Genomic DNA, 19290 nt, shown 5'->3' on the forward strand with positions numbered 1-19290 from the left:
AATACAATACGTAGTATATGGGTATGAAGAAATAAGATAGAATAGACATCGAAACTACATAAAGAGGAGTGTAACCGATGACAGAAATCAATACAGTAGAACAATTCAATCAAGCCGTGCAAGCGGGAAAGCTAACGGTGGCAAAGTTTTACACAGACTGGTGTCCGGATTGCCACCGCATCGACCCGTTTATGCCGGAAGTAGAAGAGGCATATAAAGAAAAAATCCAGTTCATCAGCGTGAACCGGGATAAATTCCCCGAGCTGTCGGAGCTGCTGAATATTTTCGGAATCCCAAGCTTTGTTGCTTTTTATAAAGGGGAAGAGCTTATTCGCTTCGTCAACCGCGCCGGGAAGACAAGGGAAGAAATTGAAGCTTTCCTTGACCGCTCCGTGCAAGTTTCCGGTGCCATTACCGGGTAACCACACTCTCTTCATTCAATGGGTAGGTTTCCAGTTCATCCGCGTGGTGTTCGAGCCAGGAGGCGATAATTAACATTTCGTCGACTTCCTCAACGCCAGGGGAAGATAATTTTCCTTTTGTGCCGCGGTAAATACGCCGGGCTTCCTGGAGCATGGCGGAGACAGCTTCCTCTTTACCGGATTGGGCTTTCAGCGTTTCAATCAGGCGTCCATGGATAATCACAAGCCCGGTATAATGGAGATCGCCCGCCTGTGAGACTACAAGGGTGTGGTGGCTGTTCACCGACCGTTTGATTTTGCTGTTGTATTGTGCGAGGCTGATGAGCCGCTGCCACTGCATCGCTTCCTCAAAACGAAGGGAAGCGGCACAATCATCGCGCTGCATCTCGAGCTCATCCTTGACTGCAGCCTGTCCGCCTTCGAGCACGGCGATAGCCCTTGTTACATTTGTTTCGTATGCAGCATCTATACTGCTGTCAATACAAGGGGCAAGGCATTGCTTCATATCCGCATAGAGGCAGGAGCCGGAAGGGAGCGGGCCCGAGCAGCGGCGCAGCTTGAGCCAGTTGTTCAGCGCATCAACAGCATGATGCAGCCAGGAAGCCTTTAAATAAGGGCCGAAATACATCGCACCAGGGATAATAGAGTCGCGCGATACTTCCACGTACGGAAAAGGCTGATCTGTGCGCAGCACGATAAAGGGGTAGGCCTTGTAATTTCTTAATGCCCGGTTGTACAGTGGAAGATGAGAGCGAATGAGCCGCGCTTCCATCAGAAGAGCTTCTAGCTCGGATGAGGCAAAGCGAAGCTCAACGGTTTTGGCAGCACGGACCATTCTTTTCGTTTTTTCCGTATGCTGTTTTGTATCGTAAAAGTACGTAGCGATTCGTTTTTTTAAATTTTTCGCCTTACCGATGTAGATGATGTTATCATCCTTATCCCGGTAAAGATAGACGCCGGTACGCTCCGGTAAGCCCAGGTGAAATCCTGGCTGTATTATGTAGATCATGGGACAACCTCATTTTTATATGGTTCTTTTTATTTTACCATATTATTGTTATGTTACCTAGAAAGTTTTGTGTAAATTGCTAGATTATAATCCGAATGGGGAGGGACGTTTCATGTCCGTATCCGAACATAAAAATGCGGCACCGGTAAGCATAGGGTGCATGATCATTACCGTAAGCGATACAAGAGACGAAACGACGGATAAAAGCGGACAGCTTATCCGTACGTATGTGCAGGACGCAGGCTATACCGTCCAGCAGTATGTGATTGTAAAAGACGAAGAGGGGCCCATTGCCAAAGCCATTGAAAAAGGGGTAGAAGATAGTACCGTCCAGGCGGTTCTTCTAAATGGAGGGACCGGGATAGCGAAACGGGATGTTACATATGAGGTTGTTGAATCGCTGCTCGATAAAGAACTGCCGGGCTTCGGGGAAATTTTCCGGATGCTGAGCTATACGGAAGACATTGGATCTGCCGCTATTTTAAGCCGTGCGATCGCTGGGGTCTATAAGGAGCGGGCGATTTTTTCCATGCCGGGATCATCGGGTGCGGTGCGCCTTGCGATGAGCAAGTTAATTATTCCTGAAATCGGGCATATCGTGCGGGAATTAAATAAATAACGGAAATAGCAGAAGCCTGGTTTTCACTCGGAAAACCAGGCTTTTTATAGACAGTCCATTTTATTCTATTCTCTGGGTATCGACAGACTTATAGTCTTCGCATGCCGTTTCATTGGCCGCTAAGCTCTCCCGGTATAAAATTTCGATTTCGTTACATCTATGCGGCCCGCGACACAGAAGTCGCCTGGAAGCCAGAAATTGCAATGTTCCGCTACACACTTTACCTTTGTCATTCGGGTGCCCCCCTATGCCGCTGGATTATTCCTTATTTTCGCCCAAATCATAAGGCCTGTCATTATAGCCCGCTACATCTTCCCACGCATTCTCATGTAGGCCATCAGCAGCTTTCGTTACGTTTGGTGATAGTATTTCCTCTTCGATGGGCCTGTCTTCTCTATAATCGGACAGTCCCGGGGCGGCTGCGGCGCCGGCATCATATTGTTCATGCAGTTCCTGGTGCTCCATACAGTACCGTGTGGTCGGCATCGCCTCCAGGCGCTCAAATGGGATCTCCACTCCGCAGTCTTCGCACTTCCCATATATGCCTTCCTGTATCTTGTTTAAAGCATGATCAATGTCCTCCACCATGAAATTCTCATGCTCACTTAACGAAATCGCAAGCGCTCTTTCGAACACTTCGGAGCCAAGATCCGCGGGGTGGTTATCGTATCCTGACAGTTCCCCCGTGTCCTCACTGATGGATCGAGAGAGGTCCGGTTCAGAAACAAGGGTAGTGTCGGCTATCGCAGTTCGCTGTTCATGCAGCTGCTGCTCTAATTGTTCCAATTGAGTTTGGTTCATCGCTGTAAACTCCCTTCCATTACCTTTACTGCTTACTTTCCCTTTGTAAAGCTGGATGAAACACCAGTAAAAGCAGAGAGGCATTCAACAAAATTAAACGTACGTTTAATAGACTGAAAATATTACCAAGGTGATTTTTCGATTACAATGGGGAAAAGATACAGGGAGAATAAAAGGCGGAAGGAAGGAGATACATATGCTATCCAGTTTTGAAAATAAGGTCGTCATCGTTACAGGAGCAGGAAAAGGGATTGGGCACGGGGTCGCCCTTGCTTATGCCCGGCACGGAGCAAATGTCGTGCTGGCGGATATCAATCAAGGCGAGGGAGAAGAAACGGCAAGGTCAATCGAGCGGGAAGGGGGAAGGGCGGTTTTCCAGCAAACCGATGTGAGCCGGATGGAGGATATTGAGAAGTTAATGGCGAGGGCTGTTGCCGAATTTGGCACGATTGACATCCTAATAAACAATGCAGGCGTATCACGCTGGAAGTCGCCGTATGAAATAACGGTAGAAGAATGGGACTCTGTTTTAAATACAAACTTACGCGGCATTTTTTTCTGCGCGAGGGAAGCCGCCAAAGTGATGCGGGAGAATGGCGGGGGTTCGATTGTAAATATGGCCTCTACCCGTGCCTTTATGTCGGAGCCGGATACGGAGGCTTATGCGGCATCCAAGGGAGGAATTGTCGCGTTAACTCACGCGCTTGCGATTTCATTTGCGAATGATCGGATCCAGGTCAACTCCGTCAGCCCTGGCTGGATTGAGACAGGGGATTATAGCGTGCTCCGGGAAACGGATCATGAGCAGCATCCATCCGGCCGGGTCGGTAACCCAGAGGATATCGCACGCACCTGCCTTTTTTTAACAAGTAAAAACAACGACTTCATCAACGGAGAAAACCTTACGATTGATGGGGGAATGACCCGCAAAATGATATACGAACCATAAATTTATTTTTTTGTGTTTACCCCAACTTTTTCGCACACAGCGACGTCTTAATAGATAGGACACAGCGAAGTGAAAATGCGGAGATGGGGGTGGCTTTTATGAGAAGGAAAATGAGCAGGTGGTATGCGGTGATGGCAGTACCGCTTACGATTGGATTACTATCTGCCTGTACGCAAAGCGAGATGGCTCAGGATAAGACGAGCGGGCAGACGCAGCAGGCGCAGCAAAATGACCCGCAAAAACCTGCAGTGGGAACAGGTGATGGGAAAGCGGCCGGGCAGGCCCAGACGCCTGAGCCGAAGACGCCCGCGGCAGAACCGAAAACAACCGGCCACGAAATGAATCAGAAGGGCACAACGGTAAAAAGCCTGCCGAAAAACAAAACCATTGAGGTTACCCTTGAGGGGATGAAGGAAAAGAAAAAGGGGACGCTTTTTAAAAGCGAACAGAAATACTACTTGTATACACTTCCCGGGTTTACTGCCACGGGGGAGGAACCGGGGAAAGACATGATCCTCGTGGATCGGGATGATCGGCATTTTATGCGCATTGAACGATTTCCGAGCGATGTGAATATAGCAGATGCAATCAACAACGCAAAGGAAGAGTTAAAACTAACGGGAGAAGTGAATGAGCATAAGGGGGACTTGGCCGATCCTTTTTTCAACCAGGCGAAGGCATACTTGTTTGCTTCCGATGGGAAAGTCACACACGCGATTATTATACAAGAAATCAAGGGCCAGAAATTCCGCTTTACACTCAACATTGCTGGTACTGAATCGTCTGAAGGCATGATCCCGAGCTTCTGGGCGATGATAAAAACGATCGGCATACTTAAATAAGGCAGGCAGCGGGAAGAGAAAAGGAGCAGCGAATCGCTGCTCCTTTGTTGATCGTTATATCGTTGGGCTTCCGTCCGGAATGAGGTTTCGGTTCAAATACGTATCGACGACCTCGCTGACATTGAAAACAGTGTGTGCCAGGTCATTGTTTGCAAATGCGTGTTCGCAGCAATCCTTATATGCCATCTCTTCCTCGTAATAATGCAGATGGCACTGAATAACTTCATCCGAATAGCCCCGGCGCCGCTGATTGTTTAAAATCGTATCACGGTCCGCATGAATACAAATACGCACCACGTGTTCACCATACGCTTTCTTTACAATTTCGGCACCATAATGGTTGAGTATAAGGTAAATCTTGCCGTTCTCCCGCAAATAGTCTTCAATTTCACTCTCTTTAATGCCATACAAAATCGTATCGAGCTCCAGCGTCTCAATAAACTCCTGATTTCGCTTCATTCTGGTAAACTCTTCTTCTGTAACGAAGTGGTAGTCCTGGCCGTCTACTTCAACCGAGCGCCGATTTCTTGTCGTATAAGGGATTACACGCTGCATACCGAGCGTTTCGCCTACCATGTCCGCGACCGTCTTGCGCCCAGCACCATATGGGCCTGTGAACACAATAATTTTATCCTTCTCGTCTAACGTGTACATAGCAACCCTCCTTATTGAAGTTGAAATAGACATCTACTTGTAGTGTACCACAAATTAACAAAATATTCTACATAATCTGCAATAACCCTCTTGACGTTTGGCTTTTCATTCGATAGGATAGAACTAAAATACTGCGTATTATTCTAAAAACTCATAAATATACACTTTCACACCACAGCAAACAATCCACTAATCAGTCCTAAAGGAGGGTCCATATGAAGTTTAAATTTTACAGTCATGTTGAATATGAAAGCTACCTGCTGGGGCAAGCCCGCGCTGATTTAACGATTGCTTCCTATATGATGGAGATGACGATGTTTTTTGCATGGCTCGCCCGCGTGCACCCAAACCTTGAAGTATACCAAATTGGCTATCAAATCGTATCTGCTTTTATCGAAGAAGAAATAAAATCCGGCAAACAGATATCGACCGTCAACAAAAAAATCTCTGCATTAAAGTCATACTTTCATTTTTTATGGCTCAAGGGAGCCATTGGAATTGATCCCTGTGCTAAGCTGAGAAGAAAAAAGGATGAGCGCGAGGAACAGGCATTTTATTTACAGGACGAAGAAATCGACTTTTTATTACATACCATTCGCGAAGATGCGGCTGCGAGGAAAAATGAAGACGTATATTTGCGCAATATGTCGCTGGTCTCGCTGTTTCTCTGGGGAGGGCTGCGGATTCAGGAGGCGGCAAACCTTCTCTGGAGAGAAGTCGTATGGGAGCAAACGAAAGCGATTGTCGCTATTTCTTTTGGCAACCTGCGGCGCGTTGTTCTAAATGAAAATGAAGCAAAGCCGCTGAATGAATACTATAATAAAAACCTTGAATCTTTATTTGTTTTTCCTTCGCGCCAGGGCGAAAAAATCAGCCCGCGCAGCATTCAGTTTATTTTAAAAGTACTGGGAGATAAATCCGGACTGCACATTACCGCCCAGAAGCTGCGCAATACGTTCTCTATCCAGAAATTGCAGCAAGGGTACAGCCGGGAAGAGGTTGCGGATCTTCTTGGCATTGACCAGCTCATCATTCCGGACCATGTGCTCGAAGAAATCGGGAAGAAGTAAGAAACAAGGGAGGTCATTCCACTCACCTTTCCCTTCCGCGAGGAAGGGGGGACTGTCCGCTCCTTCGCATAGACGTTTTCGGATGGAAATTTAAGGGTATAAATAGGAGGTACATAAAAGAGAATGGGGCGATATATCATGTCTCGAATTGTTGCGGTTGGAACTTCATTGCCTCCTTATATATTACGGCAGGAGGAGATAAGCGAATTTGCGCGTCGTTTGTTTTCAAACTCTTTCCGGGACATCGACCGCCTGCTGCCGGTATTCCAAAACAGCCAGGTCGAAATGAGGCACTTTTGCGTGCCATTGGAATGGTTCGGAGAGCCGCATTCATTCGCCGAAAAAAACAGCTTATACCAGGAATGCGCGCTGCGCCTGAGCGTGGAAGCGATTAAAGATTGCCTGGAAAAGGCAGGCCGGACGGCGCAAGAGGTTGATCATATTTTCTTTGTTTCGACAACCGGAATGGCTACCCCGAGTATCGATTCACGCATCATAAACGAAATGGGTATGAACATACATACAAAGCGCACCCCTGTATGGGGACTTGGATGTGCAGGCGGGGCTGCCGGCTTGTCACGCGCAAAAGAGTATACAACCGCTTATCCGGAGTCGCACGCTCTTCTCGTAGCCGTCGAGTGCTGTGGACTGACTTTTCAGCATGAAGATAAATCAAAGAGCAACCTTGTAGCTACATCGATTTTTGCCGACGGAGCGGCTGCGGTCCTCATCGAAGGCGACAAGTGTGAAGGAAGAACAAAGGGCCCGGAGATTTTGCACACGATGAGCACATTGTGGCCGGAAACAGAAGATGTGATGGGCTGGGACATTAACGAACACGGCCTGAAGGTTATTTTTTCAAGGGATATTCCTTCGCTCGTTGACAAGCTGTTGAAGCCGAATATCCATTCTTATTTAGAGATGCATCAGCTGCAGGCAAGCGATATTACGCATTTTATTACACACCCGGGCGGACGTAAAGTGATCGAAGCGTACGCGGAAGCGCTTGAAATTAATATCGGGCGTTTTGCCCATGCCCTGGACATCCTGCGCCGGTGCGGCAATATGTCATCGGTAACCGTGCTTTTCGTTCTCAAGGCTTTTCTTGAGAAGGGCATCGGAGAAGGAGAGCTTGGGCTGATTACAGCTCTGGGTCCCGGCTTTAGCTCGGAATTACTTCTGATTAGAGGGTGAGAGAATGGCCGTATTTTATATCGTATTCCTCCTGATTATCATCCAGCGATTTGCGGAGCTGCGCATCGCAAACCGCAATAGAAAATGGATGCTTGCTCGAGGGGGGACAGAAATCGGCGCCGGACATTATCCGCTTATCGTATTGCTGCATGCGGGCTTTTTTGCCTGTCTATGGATAGAGGCGGTTTTAAAAGGATTTCCGGTATCCGGGGTGTGGCCTTTCATTGTATGCCTGCTTGTCATTGTCCAGGTGATTCGCTACTGGGCCATCACTTCTCTGGGGCCTTACTGGAACACGAGAATTATTTTCGTTCCGGGGGCAGATGCCGTCCACAAAGGACCGTACCGCTACATGCGCCATCCAAATTATAGCGTTGTAATTCTTGAACTTCTCCTTATTCCGCTCCTTTTCAATGCATACATAACGCTTCTTCTTTTCGGGTTTCTCAACGCCCTTATGCTGCGGCACCGCATCCGCGTCGAGGAAGAAGGGCTCATAAACCACACAAACTATGGAAAAACCATGGAGGGCCGCTCTCGTTTTATTCCAGCGAAACCAGAAGAAAAAACGTAGGAGGGGTTGCCAATCCTCACAAAAAGGTTTACTGTATTTTTAATATTTAAAAAAGAGACCAGTTGAGGTGGCTAAGGAATGAGATATGCATTTGCACAACGAACCCGTAATTTTGAATCTTCCGCAGTAAGGGATATACTTAAGGTAGTAAACCAGGGAGATATTATTTCTTTTGCAGGGGGGCTGCCGGACGATGATTTATTTCCTCTCCAGGCTGTGGATGAAGCCTATCAGCGCGTGTTTGAAGCAGGGAAGAAATCGTTGCAGTACGGATTAACCGAGGGGTTTATCCCGCTGCGTGAAAAAATTATCGAACGAATGACGAGAAAAAACATTCATATGGATGTAGATAATATTATGCTAACGACCGGGTCCCAGCAGGCCATTGATTTATTTGCCCGCATCATGCTCAACCCGGGGGACGTTGTCTTAACCGAGAACCCAACCTATTTGGCTGCTCTACAGGTGTTCCAATCATATGAGGCGACGGTTGTTGCCGTGGACACGGATGAGAACGGAATGCTGCCTGGGGATTTGGAAGAAAAAATGAAAACACACCTGCCGAAATTCATTTATGTTGTTCCTACGTTTTCCAATCCGGAAGGCAAGGTATGGTCGTTTGAGAGGCGGCAGCTGCTGCTAAATCTTGCTAAGAAGTACAATGTCGTTATTTTTGAAGACGATCCGTACGGTGAAATTCAATTCGACGGGGAAGAAACATACACGCCTATCGCTGCGCTGGATAATGGAGAAACGGTTCTGTATACAAGCACCTTCTCCAAAACCGTCGTGCCTGCACTTCGGACGGGGTGGGTAATGGGTCCGTACCAGATCATCCGGATGATGGCGCAATCCAAGCAAGCGGCCGATTTGCATTCCAGTTCGATCGATCAGCAGGCCTTGTATTATCTCCTGCAGGACTTTGACCTTGATCAGCATATAGCCGTCCTTCGCGCTGAGTATAAGAAAAGAATGCACGTCATGCTGGACCAGTTGGAGCGTTTGTCCCTGCCTGGCCTGTCCTACGTTGTTCCAAAGGGCGGCATGTTCTTCTGGGTAGCCCTGCATAAAGAGTTGAATACAACATTGCTGCTTAGCAAAGCCGTTGAACAAGGAGTAGCCTACGTTCCCGGCGCGCCGTTTTACGTGTCCGACGTACAGCATAACACATTCCGGCTTAACTATACGCACTCCGTACCGGAAAAAATCGAACGCGGTATGAGCAAGCTTGTAAGTGTGCTTGAAGAGGCATACAGCACAATTCCAGCGGATAAAGCGCTGCAGAAAATATAGGAAAAACAAATCTCCCCCGTACTTTCTGTTCCGGGGGAGATTTGTTTGTTCCTGGCTAAAAAGAGGGTATATCACTTTAAATATGCTCGAAATGTGATTTGTTTCATATCCCGGCCTGCATAAATGGGGTAAAATGAAAAGCAAAGGCCCTTACATAAGGAGGATGGCGGATATGCAGGGTGTTATTCTGGCTGGCGGAAAAAGCAAACGAATGGGAAAACCGAAAGAAATGCTGGAACTTAGCGGCCAGACGCTGCTTGAAAGGACATGCCTGCTGCTCCTTGAAACAGTGGGCAACTGCCTTGTGGTATCCAATAATGATGAACACAGTAAAATTCTCCCTGACATTGTACCCGTTTATCCTGACAAATTCCCGGAACAGGGGCCGTTAGGGGGAATCGGGACGGCGATGGCTCACAGCCCGCACCAGCGTTTGTTTATTGTTGCGTGCGATATGCCCCTGCTTACACAGGAAACAATAGCCTACATCACCGAGCAGTCGGAGAAGGCCGATCCTGAGTTCGACGTCGTACTCCCTTCCTGGGGGGGCAGGCAGCACCCGCTCTGCGCGATTTATCACCGGCGTCTTTATCCGGTGATTGAACAATTGCTTTTAGGCGGCGACCGCCGCATTTTTCATTTGCTGCAAGATGTAAAAGTAAAGAATATAGACCTGACACCGATTGCGGCATACGATGTGTTTTACAATATGAATACGCCTGAAGAATACGAGCATGTAAGGAAGGAAGGGTAGCTATGAGATTTTACCGCGAGCCGATTCAGGTCGCAGACGCACAAGAAAAAATTCTTTCATACGCTGAAAAAACCAAAACCGAGACCATCCCTTTGATTGACTCTGAAGGGAGGCGGCTGGCGCAGGATATTTATGCAACGTGTGACGTTCCCCATTTCACAAAATCACCATATGACGGGTTCGCCGTGCGGGCGGAAGATACGAACGGCGCTGCCGTCCAATCCCCCGTACAGCTGGAGATTATCGGCACTATCGCCTGCGGTGATGAACCGGCATTTTCTATCGGACAGGGACAGGCTGCCCGTATTATGACCGGTGCAGCGCTTCCTGAAGGCGCAGATTGCGTCATTATGTTTGAGATGACAAGTGAAAATGAAGCAAAAGCAGAGCATACGGTAGGAATCAAAAAAGAAATGGCCCCCGGAGAAAATGTTATTTTACAGGGGGAGGAAACAAAAGAAGGCGCTTTTCTTATCCAGGAAGGCAAAAGGATCGGCCCTGGCGAGATGGCGATTCTTGCGACCTTCGGCTACGCCAGCGTTCCTGTATACCGCTTGCCGCGCATCGGCATACTCGCCACAGGATCGGAGCTTCTCTCTCCGGAAGAGCCACTGCGTTATGGGAAAATACGTAACAGTAATAGTTACATGACGGCAAGCCAGGTTCGGCAGGCGGGCGGAATCCCGGTGCTCTACGGCAACCTGGAGGACAATGCCGAGCGGGCGGTTGAGAAGGTACTCTCCATCCTCCGTGACGTAGACATTGTTATTACTTCCGGCGGGGTGTCTGTCGGGGATTTTGATATTATGGTAGAAGTGTTTAAGCGGCTTGAAGTAGATTTGTTATTTAATAAGCTATCAATGCGGCCAGGAAGCGTAACATCAGCAGCCAGGTACTATAATCAGTTTATTTTTGGCCTGTCAGGAAACCCCGGGGCCTGCTTTGTCGGGTTTGAGTTGTTTGTCCGTCCGCTTTTGCACGCGATGCAAGGGAAGCAAAATGTCCGGTTGCCGGAAATGGAAGCGGCTATCGGGGTAGATATGAAAAAGCCATCTTCTTTTGCCCGGTATATACGAGGGGTTTGGAAGCAGGAGAAGGGCAGAATTGTAGCCTATCCGGTCGGGCCTGATAAATCAGGGGTCGTAACGAATATTGCGGATGCCAACTGCCTCATCTGTGTGCCTGCAGGCGGCCGGGGAATCAGCCAGGGAGAGCCGGTAACAATCCTGACGCTGCCGTATGGGGCGGGTGGAGAATGAACGAAGAAAAAGTCCTGAACCAGCCCCCCATCATACAGGTAGTCGGGTATTCGAACAGCGGAAAAACGACGCTTGTCTGTAGAATGATTAAGCATCTTACAAGTAAAGGCTACAAAGTAGGGTCGATCAAACACGATGCCCACGATTTCGAGGTCGATAAACCGGGCAAGGATACGTGGAAACATAGGGAGGCGGGGGCAAGGGTCGTTGCTATCACTTCTGCGGATAAAACAGCCATCATAATCCAGCAGCACAAGTCCATTGAAGAGCTGCTGCCGCACTATGAACGCATGGATTTGGTTATTGTAGAAGGATATAAATTCGCCGGCTATCCGAAAATCGTTGTCATCCGAAAGCCGGAGCATGAGGAGCTGCTTGAGAAAGTGACCTCTGTACTGGCAGTCGCTGCCTGGTATCCACTTGAAAATCTTCCGCATAAACAGTATGACATTAATGAATACGAAAAAATAACCGGCGAGGTGCTGGCTTATATTAAAGGTGATAAATAATGGAGCGATTTGAAATTGTTGACCAGCCCATCTCGGTACAGCACGTAATGGACAAGGTCATCCACCCGAATGCAGGGGCTGTCAATTTATTCGTTGGCACTGTCCGGGAGCTGACAAAAGGAAAGAAAACATTGTATCTTGAGTACGCTGCCTATAAAGAAATGGCGGAAAAGCAACTCCGGCGCATCGGAGAAGAAATAAATGAGAAATGCCCGGATGCGCTTGTCGCGATTACACACCGCATTGGACGGCTTGATATAAGCGATATTGCTGTTGTCATTGCCGTAGCAACGCCTCACCGCGCCGACTCCTATGAATATTCGCGATACGCCATTGAGCGGATTAAAGAGATTGTCCCGATCTGGAAGAAGGAACACTGGGAAGACGGGGTGGAATGGATCGGGGATCAGAAGGAACAAGTTCCTTATCCTGCGGGAAAACCGGACATGGAAGGAGATGCACAGTAATGGTTATCGTTAAACTTTTTGCCGCCATGGCGGAGGAAGCGGGCGTTGATACGATTGAGCTGCCCTGGCAGGACGGGCTAACGACACAAAGCGTTAAAGAACTGCTCGCCGAGCGTTACGCTCCGCTTACAAACCGCCTGGAAGCAGCGATGGTGGCGGTTAATCAAGCGTTTGTTCCAGGGGAGAGGGAGCTTCATGATCATGATGAAGTGGCCTTCATTCCGCCGGTAAGCGGGGGATAATCATTCATTTGACCCTGCCCGTTGCTTGCCGGCCTATGCCGCTTATTCTTTCGGAATCCGCATCTTCAAAAGCAATTAGGCAATAATAAGTTTTGATTGCTGACGATAAGCCGGAGGAAAGAAAGGAAAGCTTGCCATGAAGAATAGAGCTGTGAACCAGTGGCCCGTTGTTCTGGGCACTATTATCGTGCAAATGGGTCTTGGAACGATTTACACATGGAGCTTGTTCAATCAGCCATTGGCCGGGAAGTTTGGCTGGAACCTCAGTTCTGTGGCCATCACCTTCTCGATTACGAGCTTTGCCCTGGCACTGTCAACGTTGGTTGCAGGCAGGCTGCAGGATAAATGGGGCATCCGCAAACTCATTACCCTGGCAGGGGTTCTCCTTGGAATCGGGTTAATGCTAAGCTCACTCATCTCTTCGCTGCCTATGCTTTACCTGCTGGCGGGTGTTGTCGTAGGTTTTGCGGACGGGACTGCCTACATCACTTCCCTGTCGAATCTAATTAAGTGGTTTCCCGAACGAAAAGGGTTAATTTCAGGCATCTCCGTCTCCGCGTATGGGATGGGCAGCCTGATTTTCAAATACATAAACGCAGGATTGATACAGTCCGCCGGCGTATCCCGAGCCTTTTTATACTGGGGCATTATTGTCCTATTTATGGTCGTAGCGGGAGCCCGCCTTTTACGGGAACCTGTTACAAACGAGGTTTCCCCGGAAGCGATTCACCAGAATAAAAGCAACTATACCGTCAGAGAGATGCTGCACACCAGGCAGGTTTACCTGCTGTTTATTATGTTCTTTACCGCCTGCATGAGCGGCCTGTACCTCATTAGCATTGTCAAAGATATCGGCGTCCTGTTGGCAGGACTTGATGTAGGGGCAGCGGCCAACGCCGTGGCTATGATCGCTATTTTTAACACAGTCGGCCGCCTGATTCTTGGGGCGCTGTCCGATAAAGTCGGCCGTCTGAAAGTTGTCGCGTTCACCTTTATTGTGACTGCTGCAGCTGTCCTGGCACTCAGCTTTGTTCACTTGAATTACGCCATCTTCTTCATCTGTGTGGCAAGCATTGCTTTTTGTTTCGGCGGCAATATTACTGTATTCCCGGCCATCGTCGGCGATTTCTTCGGTATGAAGAACCATAGCAAGAATTATGGCATCGTCTATCAGGGCTTCGGACTGGGCGCACTGTCCGGTTCATTCATCGCAGCATTCATGGGCGGATTTAAACCGACTTTTATTACGATCGGTACCCTGTGTATTTTGTCATTTCTTATCACCATTTCAATTAAACCGCCTGACCGGCGCGAGGGAGAGAGGGGGCAGAAGGTAAAGGCGCACGGCAGGCTGGTGTGAGGCTCCGGCCAGTAAGGCTCGGACAAGGCTTCTTACTCCGTCATCGTCAACAAGATAGTAATGGATAGAAAACTAAGAACAGTGGAAACCAGGGTAATGCTCGACACGAGCTTCGCTTTCGCATCAAATTGCACGGCATATAATAGCGCAGTAGCGGCTGACGGCATTCCGGCAAGAACAAGCATGACCTGTTTCGATAATAAAGAAATCGGAAACAAACTGCAGATCCCCCATGCTAGAAGCGGGGAAATAATAAGCCGGATAATAGTTCCGAGTGATACCAGCTTGCTGTCCAAATCCTGTACCGTTACTGTTGCCAACTGCATTCCCAGCACGAGCATGACGACTGGAATGGACGCTTTTCCGACCAGATCTACAGCCTGCATGAAATTGCCTGGCAGTGGGATATGACAGTATTGAAGAAGCAGACCGACGGCGACCGCATAGATGTTTGGTATACGAAAAATGTTGAGAATCGCATCTTTTACACTCGCCTTGCCTCTGGAAGCGAAATAAACAGCAAATATCCCCATAAAAATGGAATGCAGCACCATAATTAAAACCGCTTCATGAAATCCCTTGTTTCCGAAAGCAAATAAGATAATTGGAGCGCCGTAATTTCCGGAATTCATAAACGCGGTCGTAAGCATTAATGCGCTTTCCGTCCGGATATCATACCGGAACAGGCGGCAGGCCATCTTAGTCGTTACTATTAATGCTAACAGCAATAAAAGCTGGATAATAACCATGTAAAAAAATTCACCGTTTAACCTGGCGGTGTAAAATGTCTCAAAAATTAAAGCCGGCGATAATATGTATAAAGACATGTTTGAAATACTTTTGATATCAAGATTGAACTTCTTCTGTACAATGTATCCCGTTAAAAAAATCAAAAATACAGGAAATACGGTTTCCAGTAAGGGAATCATTTTCAACCTCCTTTCTATTTCACTCTACTAATCTTTTAATTATATGCTTTCGATTTGGTCCTTGTATAGAACCTAAGCACGTCTTTGTTTACTATAATTGTATTATGTAAACATCACCAAAGGAAATATATAACGTCCCTTGGGTGGGATATAAGCAATGCGCTTGTTGTCGTGAAGAAAAAATAATAAGTTATCCAGAAAATTGGTTTATAATGAACATATATAAAAAACTTGAAAGCTAAAAGGAATTTTCTTATGAATCTTTTAACGATAGAATCAGTTTCTAAATCATACGGCATGAAAACACTTTTTGAAAATATTTCTCTCGGCATCCACCAGGGAGACAGAATCGGGATTATCGGCGTGAATGGCACGGGAAAGTCCACCCTGCTCAAAATTATCGCCGGCATGGTCCCACCGGACAGCGGGACAGTGACCACAGGAAATCAAGTACGGATTGAATACCTGGCCCAGCAGCCTGAATTTGATGAAGAGGGGACCGTTCTCGATCAGGTTTTCCCCGAAAGCTCCCCTGTCATGAAGCTTATTAAAGACTATTCACGCACAATCGAACGGCTTGCGGCGGACCCTGGGAATTCGGCCCTGCAAAACCGCCTCGGTGAACTGAATCAGCAAATGGATACGGCGGAAGCATGGGACATCGAAACGAACGCGAAAACGATTCTTACGCGCCTGGGCATCCACAATTTCTCCACGTCCGTCCACCAGCTTTCCGGCGGACAGCGCAAAAGGGTAGCGATGGCCCGAGCACTTATCAATCCGGCCGATTTACTTATTCTCGATGAGCCGACGAACCACATCGACAATGAAACGGTTGAGTGGCTGGAAGGGTACTTGTCCCGCTTCAAAGGCGCGCTTCTGCTCATTACCCATGACCGGTATTTTCTTGACAGGGTAGTCAATCGAATTATCGAAATTGATCAGGGCAAGCTGCATCCGTATGAAGGAAATTATACCTATTTCCTCGAGAAAAAGGCAGACCGAGAGGAAAGAGAGGCGGCGATGGAAGCGACGCGGCAAAATATTCTGCGTAGAGAGCTTGCCTGGCTGCGCCGCGGAGCAAAGGCAAGGACAACAAAACAGAAGGCCCGCATTGAACGGGCCGGAAAGCTGCAGGATGACAAACCGGCAGCTGCCGCGAAAAATCTTGAAATCGCCTTAAAAACACAGCGCTTAGGCAAAAAAATCATCGAGCTGGACGAAGTGTCAATCATGCTTGACGGCAGGACACTCATCCATGATTTAAGCTACATTGCCGTCCCGCACGATCGTCTCGGAATTGTCGGGCCAAACGGCAGCGGAAAATCAACGCTGCTCAAGATGATTACAGGAAAGATAGCTCCGTCCAGCGGTTCGGTCGCACTCGGTCCTACGGTAAAAATTGGCTACTATGGCCAGGAAAATACGGAAATGGACGATGAGCAGCGTGTCATCGACTATATTAAAGAAGTGGCAGAAGTCATTCACTTAACGGATGGCAAAACCGTATCTGCAGGGCAGATGCTGGAGCGTTTCCTGTTTCCCCCGGCCCTCCAATGGAGCCCGATTGGAAAGTTATCCGGCGGGGAAAAGCGCCGGCTGTACCTTCTGTGCATACTCATGGGCGAGCCGAACGTCCTCCTGCTGGATGAGCCGACAAATGATTTGGATATCCAAACGCTTTCCATTTTGGAAGACTATTTAGAGCAATTCAGCGGCGTTGTCATTATCGTTTCCCACGATCGTTATTTCCTCGATCGAACGGTTGAACGGTTATTTTCTTTCGAAGGAAACGGTACGGTAAAAGAATATACAGGTAACTACACCGATTACCTTGAGAAAAGAAAGCAGGATGAATCCGCAGCTTTGCCTGAACCCCAGAAAACAAAAAAGGAAACGAATCCCGACAACAAGGGGAAAGCGGACAAAGATGAAGGGCCACGAAAGCTCAGCTTTAAAGAACAAAGAGAATTCGAGAGCATTGAGCAAAAAATAGGTGAGCTTGAGGAACGCAGCACAGAACTGGAAGCCGCGATGGCACAAACCGTTACAGATTATGTAAAGCTGCAAGAATTGACCGACGAGAAAAAGAGAGTGGATGCCGAGCTGGAAGCTACCGTGGAACGCTGGGCTGAGCTTAGCATGCTGGTCGAGGAATTCAATAGCCGCAAAAAATAGCCGTAAAGGAGAGAAAAGGTCTCTCCCTTGTCTATCTTGACTGTCCTGTGATAAAATAAAATATCGCTTTATAACATGCACGGGGAATCCCGTTCACATAATAAGATGAGAAAATGAAGGGAAAGGAGGAAACTACGTGGCTAAGAAATCAATGATCGTCAAGCAGCAACGCAAGCCAAAGTTTAAAGTACAGGCATATACACGCTGTGAGCGCTGCGGACGTCCGCATTCCGTATACCGCAAGTTTAAGCTTTGCCGGATTTGCATTCGTGACCTTGCCTACCAGGGACAGCTTCCCGGCGTAAAGAAAGCAAGCTGGTAAAACGAACGTTTATAAAAAGGTGGAAACCCCTGGAAACGGCTAAATATAGCGTTTCCAGGGGTTTTATTTTGCTCTTACATACAAGTCGTGCCCTTCTTCTGAACCGTTTTGTACATATCCGTAGTCAATTTTAAATTGATCTGTTTTGTACTTGTGTTCATCTGCCCACCTATACATTTTAGAGAATGATTGAGCAATTTCCTGCAGGGATCCTTCATGATAATAATGAATATACTTTTGTTTTGGAATTAAACAGGTAACCATGCCTTCGGGGACTTCGTTATCTGCTTCCACTTCTACGCAAATAATCTGTGTGTATAATTCCGCCTCATACTGCAGACTAATATCCATCATTTTATCACGTACTCGATGATTAATTTCGTGAACACGCTGCTTAAAAACCTTCCAGGTGTCAGGCATTTCTTTATGTAAGCCCTGCCAATCAGCTACCACCTGGATTCCCACTACTTTAAATCCATCTTTTTCAATGATTTCCATCTTAATCATCTCCCATATAAGGCAGTGTAGTTAAAGTGAGTTTATTCTATATTATCATATCTTACAGATGATTTTGTTAATTTGATAAAATCATACCTTTATTATCTATAATCGATTACCCTTATATAAGGGTGGATCGACTCCCATAGCTTCTGGTTTAAAAGGAATTTCTTATCATGGTGTCGAAACCATATATAGAATAGTAAAGAGAAGAACAGGAGGGCTGCAAAGTGGAGAATGCAATCGAAACGGAAAGAGAAGTCCAATTTAATGTAAAGAATGGTGCCGGCCGCATCCTTTTAAACCGCCCCAAAGCATTGAATGCCCTATCCGCCGGGATGGTAGCTGAAATCGGCGAGCAGCTCGCCAGGTGGGAGAATGATGATTCCGTTGCCCTCGTTTATGTTGAAGGAGCTGGAGAAAAAGGCCTCTGTGCGGGAGGGGATATGCGCTCGTTTTATGATAAAAAGGATGACAATGTCGAAGCACATGCGCTTGATTTTTTTGCCACCGAATATAAAATGAACGTGGCGCTTCACCGGTATCCTAAACCGATTCTCGCCTACATGAACGGAATTGTGATGGGCGGAGGAATTGGCATTTCCATTTTCGCGAGCGAACGGATTGTTACGGAGCGATCTAAGCTATCGATGCCTGAGATGAATATCGGCTTTTTCCCGGATGTGGGAGGAAGCTATTTTTTAAACCAGATGCCCGGTTATACCGGCCGTTATCTTGCACTAACCGCTTATTTGTTTAACGGTGCGGATGCCCTCTATTTTGGAGCCGCCGATCACTATATCGAATCCGCTAAGTGGGACGAGCTGCGGATGGACATCGAGCAGCACAACTGGATTGCGGAGAATGACGTGGCAGGCGAACTCAAAAAACGTATTCAAACATACGCAGCAGATGCGATTCCCGAATCATCGCTCTCTAAAAACCAGGAGAAGATCGACGCGCATTTCCGCTACGATTCTGTTGCTGAAATTATCACTTCCCTTGAAAAAGCGGCACACGAAGGGGATAGCTGGGCGGACGAGACAGCCAGGGTGATCCGCAGTAAGTCGCCGGTTTCCATGGCCGTCGCCCTTGAGCAGGTAATCCGCGGCAAGGATAAGCCCATTGCCGATTGCTTTCGGATGGAGATGAATATGAGCATGAATTTTATGCACAGCCATGATTTTTACGAAGGCGTCCGTTCCGTGCTGGTGGATAAGGATCGGAATCCTCAATGGCAGCCGGCATCCATCGAGGAAGTGACACGTGAAAGTGTTGAAGCATTTTTTAAAAGCCCCTGGCAGGATGAAAATCACCCGCTCCGCGATTTGTAATAGGAAACAAC

At 47.6% G+C, this 19290-nt stretch carries 23 protein-coding genes; 17 read left to right on the forward strand and 6 right to left on the reverse strand.

Features of this window, described 5'->3' with window-relative positions; all coding sequences use genetic code 11:
* The first annotated feature begins 77 nt into the window (after positions 1-77).
* Positions 78-422 (forward strand): thioredoxin family protein, encoded by a 345-nt coding sequence (locus tag MBEAL2_RS13620; protein WP_047152843.1) that lies wholly within the window; start codon positions 78-80, stop codon positions 420-422.
* Here the strand turns inward: MBEAL2_RS13620 and MBEAL2_RS13625 are convergent.
* On the reverse strand, positions 412-1431 hold the full coding sequence (locus MBEAL2_RS13625) for a GIY-YIG nuclease family protein (RefSeq protein ID WP_047152844.1): 1020 nt from the start codon (positions 1429-1431) through the stop codon (positions 412-414). The genes MBEAL2_RS13620 and MBEAL2_RS13625 overlap by 11 nt on opposite strands.
* Before the next feature lie 112 nt (positions 1432-1543).
* Here MBEAL2_RS13625 and MBEAL2_RS13630 point away from each other — a divergent pair, with 112 nt between their 5' ends.
* Positions 1544-2050: a MogA/MoaB family molybdenum cofactor biosynthesis protein gene (locus MBEAL2_RS13630; RefSeq protein ID WP_047152845.1), complete on the forward strand. Its 507-nt coding sequence runs from the start codon at positions 1544-1546 to the stop codon at positions 2048-2050.
* 119 nt (positions 2051-2169) lie between these two features.
* Here the strand turns inward: MBEAL2_RS13630 and MBEAL2_RS30235 are convergent, their stop codons facing one another.
* Positions 2170-2283: a DUF1540 domain-containing protein gene (locus tag MBEAL2_RS30235; protein WP_082129932.1), complete on the reverse strand. Its 114-nt coding sequence runs from the start codon at positions 2281-2283 to the stop codon at positions 2170-2172.
* A 25-nt stretch (positions 2284-2308) separates the two neighbouring features.
* Positions 2309-2851: a TraR/DksA C4-type zinc finger protein gene (locus MBEAL2_RS29280; RefSeq protein ID WP_052947713.1), complete on the reverse strand. Its 543-nt coding sequence runs from the start codon at positions 2849-2851 to the stop codon at positions 2309-2311.
* Between the two features lie 196 nt (positions 2852-3047).
* On the opposite strand from MBEAL2_RS29280, the gene MBEAL2_RS13640 reads away from it, so the two are divergent.
* Positions 3048-3800, forward strand: coding sequence for an SDR family NAD(P)-dependent oxidoreductase (locus MBEAL2_RS13640; protein ID WP_047152846.1), 753 nt, complete (start codon positions 3048-3050; stop codon positions 3798-3800).
* A gap of 98 nt (positions 3801-3898) precedes the next feature.
* Positions 3899-4642, forward strand: coding sequence for a DUF8580 domain-containing lipoprotein (locus MBEAL2_RS13645; RefSeq protein ID WP_152667794.1), 744 nt, complete (start codon positions 3899-3901; stop codon positions 4640-4642).
* A gap of 54 nt (positions 4643-4696) precedes the next feature.
* Here the strand turns inward: MBEAL2_RS13645 and MBEAL2_RS13650 are convergent, their stop codons facing one another.
* On the reverse strand, positions 4697-5296 hold the full coding sequence (locus MBEAL2_RS13650; RefSeq protein WP_047152848.1) for a guanylate kinase: 600 nt from the start codon (positions 5294-5296) through the stop codon (positions 4697-4699).
* A 215-nt stretch (positions 5297-5511) separates the two neighbouring features.
* On the opposite strand from MBEAL2_RS13650, the gene MBEAL2_RS13655 reads away from it, so the two are divergent.
* From MBEAL2_RS13655 to MBEAL2_RS13700, 10 genes are all read left to right on the forward strand, one after another.
* Positions 5512-6366 carry a tyrosine-type recombinase/integrase gene (locus MBEAL2_RS13655; RefSeq protein WP_047152849.1) on the forward strand — a complete coding sequence of 285 codons (855 nt, stop codon included), beginning with the start codon at positions 5512-5514 and terminating at the stop codon, positions 6364-6366.
* Positions 6367-6504: 138 nt separating this feature from the next.
* A complete protein-coding gene (locus MBEAL2_RS13660) occupies positions 6505-7560 on the forward strand; it encodes a type III polyketide synthase (RefSeq protein ID WP_047152901.1) in 1056 nt (351 codons plus the stop codon).
* 4 nt (positions 7561-7564) lie between these two features.
* On the forward strand, positions 7565-8134 hold the full coding sequence (locus MBEAL2_RS13665) for an isoprenylcysteine carboxyl methyltransferase family protein (protein WP_047152850.1): 570 nt from the start codon (positions 7565-7567) through the stop codon (positions 8132-8134).
* Between the two features lie 78 nt (positions 8135-8212).
* Complete coding sequence (locus tag MBEAL2_RS13670) at positions 8213-9427, forward strand: aminotransferase-like domain-containing protein (RefSeq protein ID WP_047152851.1); 1215 nt, start codon at positions 8213-8215, stop codon at positions 9425-9427.
* A gap of 172 nt (positions 9428-9599) precedes the next feature.
* A complete protein-coding gene (locus MBEAL2_RS13675; RefSeq protein WP_047152852.1) occupies positions 9600-10181 on the forward strand; it encodes a molybdenum cofactor guanylyltransferase in 582 nt (193 codons plus the stop codon).
* 2 nt (positions 10182-10183) lie between these two features.
* The gene (locus MBEAL2_RS13680) at positions 10184-11440 is read left to right on the forward strand and encodes a molybdopterin molybdotransferase MoeA (protein WP_047152853.1); all 1257 of its coding nucleotides are present in this window, start codon (positions 10184-10186) and stop codon (positions 11438-11440) included.
* Complete coding sequence (gene mobB / locus MBEAL2_RS13685) at positions 11437-11949, forward strand: molybdopterin-guanine dinucleotide biosynthesis protein B (RefSeq protein WP_047152854.1); 513 nt, start codon at positions 11437-11439, stop codon at positions 11947-11949. The genes MBEAL2_RS13680 and mobB overlap by 4 nt, the downstream gene beginning before the upstream one ends.
* Entirely contained in the window at positions 11949-12416 is a 468-nt protein-coding gene (locus MBEAL2_RS13690; protein WP_047152855.1) for a molybdenum cofactor biosynthesis protein MoaE, read from the forward strand. The genes mobB and MBEAL2_RS13690 overlap by 1 nt, the downstream gene beginning before the upstream one ends.
* Positions 12416-12658 carry a molybdopterin converting factor subunit 1 gene (gene moaD / locus MBEAL2_RS13695; RefSeq protein ID WP_047152856.1) on the forward strand — a complete coding sequence of 81 codons (243 nt, stop codon included), beginning with the start codon at positions 12416-12418 and terminating at the stop codon, positions 12656-12658. The genes MBEAL2_RS13690 and moaD overlap by 1 nt, the downstream gene beginning before the upstream one ends.
* Positions 12659-12794: 136 nt before the next feature.
* Positions 12795-14018: an L-lactate MFS transporter gene (locus tag MBEAL2_RS13700; RefSeq protein ID WP_047152857.1), complete on the forward strand. Its 1224-nt coding sequence runs from the start codon at positions 12795-12797 to the stop codon at positions 14016-14018.
* 32 nt (positions 14019-14050) lie between these two features.
* Here MBEAL2_RS13700 and MBEAL2_RS13705 read toward each other — a convergent pair whose 3' ends face one another.
* Positions 14051-14947: an AEC family transporter gene (locus MBEAL2_RS13705; RefSeq protein ID WP_047152858.1), complete on the reverse strand. Its 897-nt coding sequence runs from the start codon at positions 14945-14947 to the stop codon at positions 14051-14053.
* A 255-nt stretch (positions 14948-15202) separates the two neighbouring features.
* Between MBEAL2_RS13705 and MBEAL2_RS13710 the strand changes: the two genes are divergently transcribed.
* Together MBEAL2_RS13710 and MBEAL2_RS13715 are read left to right on the forward strand one after the other, a co-directional pair.
* Positions 15203-17125 (forward strand): ABC-F family ATP-binding cassette domain-containing protein, encoded by a 1923-nt coding sequence (locus tag MBEAL2_RS13710; RefSeq protein ID WP_047152859.1) that lies wholly within the window; start codon positions 15203-15205, stop codon positions 17123-17125.
* Positions 17126-17261: 136 nt separating this feature from the next.
* Positions 17262-17447 carry a type Z 30S ribosomal protein S14 gene (locus MBEAL2_RS13715; protein ID WP_040305028.1) on the forward strand — a complete coding sequence of 62 codons (186 nt, stop codon included), beginning with the start codon at positions 17262-17264 and terminating at the stop codon, positions 17445-17447.
* A gap of 63 nt (positions 17448-17510) precedes the next feature.
* On the opposite strand, the gene MBEAL2_RS13720 is transcribed toward MBEAL2_RS13715, so the two are convergent.
* On the reverse strand, positions 17511-17945 hold the full coding sequence (locus MBEAL2_RS13720; protein ID WP_047152860.1) for a GyrI-like domain-containing protein: 435 nt from the start codon (positions 17943-17945) through the stop codon (positions 17511-17513).
* Positions 17946-18175: 230 nt separating this feature from the next.
* Here MBEAL2_RS13720 and MBEAL2_RS13725 point away from each other — a divergent pair, with 230 nt between their 5' ends.
* Positions 18176-19279: an enoyl-CoA hydratase/isomerase family protein gene (locus MBEAL2_RS13725; RefSeq protein WP_052947714.1), complete on the forward strand. Its 1104-nt coding sequence runs from the start codon at positions 18176-18178 to the stop codon at positions 19277-19279.
* The last annotated feature ends 11 nt before the right edge of the window (positions 19280-19290 follow it).

Source organism: Aneurinibacillus tyrosinisolvens, assembly GCF_001015055.1.
Taxonomy (GTDB): Bacteria; Bacillota; Bacilli; order Aneurinibacillales; family Aneurinibacillaceae; genus Aneurinibacillus_A; species Aneurinibacillus_A tyrosinisolvens.

What these genes read in the sequence shown, in the direction of transcription:
- MBEAL2_RS13645 (WP_152667794.1), top strand. Translation starts at nt 3,899, where the DNA reads ATGAGAAGGAAAATGAGCAGGTGGTATGCGGTGATGGCAGTACCGCTT.
- MBEAL2_RS13650 (WP_047152848.1), bottom strand. Translation starts at nt 5,296, where the DNA reads ATGTACACGTTAGACGAGAAGGATAAAATTATTGTGTTCACAGGCCCA.
- MBEAL2_RS13700 (WP_047152857.1), top strand. Translation starts at nt 12,795, where the DNA reads ATGAAGAATAGAGCTGTGAACCAGTGGCCCGTTGTTCTGGGCACTATT.
- MBEAL2_RS29280 (WP_052947713.1), bottom strand. Translation starts at nt 2,851, where the DNA reads ATGAACCAAACTCAATTGGAACAATTAGAGCAGCAGCTGCATGAACAG.
- MBEAL2_RS30235 (WP_082129932.1), bottom strand. Translation starts at nt 2,283, where the DNA reads ATGACAAAGGTAAAGTGTGTAGCGGAACATTGCAATTTCTGGCTTCCA.
- MBEAL2_RS13680 (WP_047152853.1), top strand. Translation starts at nt 10,184, where the DNA reads ATGAGATTTTACCGCGAGCCGATTCAGGTCGCAGACGCACAAGAAAAA.
- moaD (WP_047152856.1), top strand. Translation starts at nt 12,416, where the DNA reads ATGGTTATCGTTAAACTTTTTGCCGCCATGGCGGAGGAAGCGGGCGTT.
- MBEAL2_RS13670 (WP_047152851.1), top strand. Translation starts at nt 8,213, where the DNA reads ATGAGATATGCATTTGCACAACGAACCCGTAATTTTGAATCTTCCGCA.
- MBEAL2_RS13690 (WP_047152855.1), top strand. Translation starts at nt 11,949, where the DNA reads ATGGAGCGATTTGAAATTGTTGACCAGCCCATCTCGGTACAGCACGTA.
- MBEAL2_RS13655 (WP_047152849.1), top strand. Translation starts at nt 5,512, where the DNA reads ATGAAGTTTAAATTTTACAGTCATGTTGAATATGAAAGCTACCTGCTG.
- MBEAL2_RS13660 (WP_047152901.1), top strand. Translation starts at nt 6,505, where the DNA reads ATGTCTCGAATTGTTGCGGTTGGAACTTCATTGCCTCCTTATATATTA.
- MBEAL2_RS13640 (WP_047152846.1), top strand. Translation starts at nt 3,048, where the DNA reads ATGCTATCCAGTTTTGAAAATAAGGTCGTCATCGTTACAGGAGCAGGA.
- MBEAL2_RS13665 (WP_047152850.1), top strand. Translation starts at nt 7,565, where the DNA reads ATGGCCGTATTTTATATCGTATTCCTCCTGATTATCATCCAGCGATTT.
- MBEAL2_RS13620 (WP_047152843.1), top strand. Translation starts at nt 78, where the DNA reads ATGACAGAAATCAATACAGTAGAACAATTCAATCAAGCCGTGCAAGCG.
- mobB (WP_047152854.1), top strand. Translation starts at nt 11,437, where the DNA reads ATGAACGAAGAAAAAGTCCTGAACCAGCCCCCCATCATACAGGTAGTC.
- MBEAL2_RS13705 (WP_047152858.1), bottom strand. Translation starts at nt 14,947, where the DNA reads ATGATTCCCTTACTGGAAACCGTATTTCCTGTATTTTTGATTTTTTTA.
- MBEAL2_RS13630 (WP_047152845.1), top strand. Translation starts at nt 1,544, where the DNA reads ATGTCCGTATCCGAACATAAAAATGCGGCACCGGTAAGCATAGGGTGC.
- MBEAL2_RS13675 (WP_047152852.1), top strand. Translation starts at nt 9,600, where the DNA reads ATGCAGGGTGTTATTCTGGCTGGCGGAAAAAGCAAACGAATGGGAAAA.
- MBEAL2_RS13720 (WP_047152860.1), bottom strand. Translation starts at nt 17,945, where the DNA reads ATGGAAATCATTGAAAAAGATGGATTTAAAGTAGTGGGAATCCAGGTG.
- MBEAL2_RS13710 (WP_047152859.1), top strand. Translation starts at nt 15,203, where the DNA reads ATGAATCTTTTAACGATAGAATCAGTTTCTAAATCATACGGCATGAAA.
- MBEAL2_RS13625 (WP_047152844.1), bottom strand. Translation starts at nt 1,431, where the DNA reads ATGATCTACATAATACAGCCAGGATTTCACCTGGGCTTACCGGAGCGT.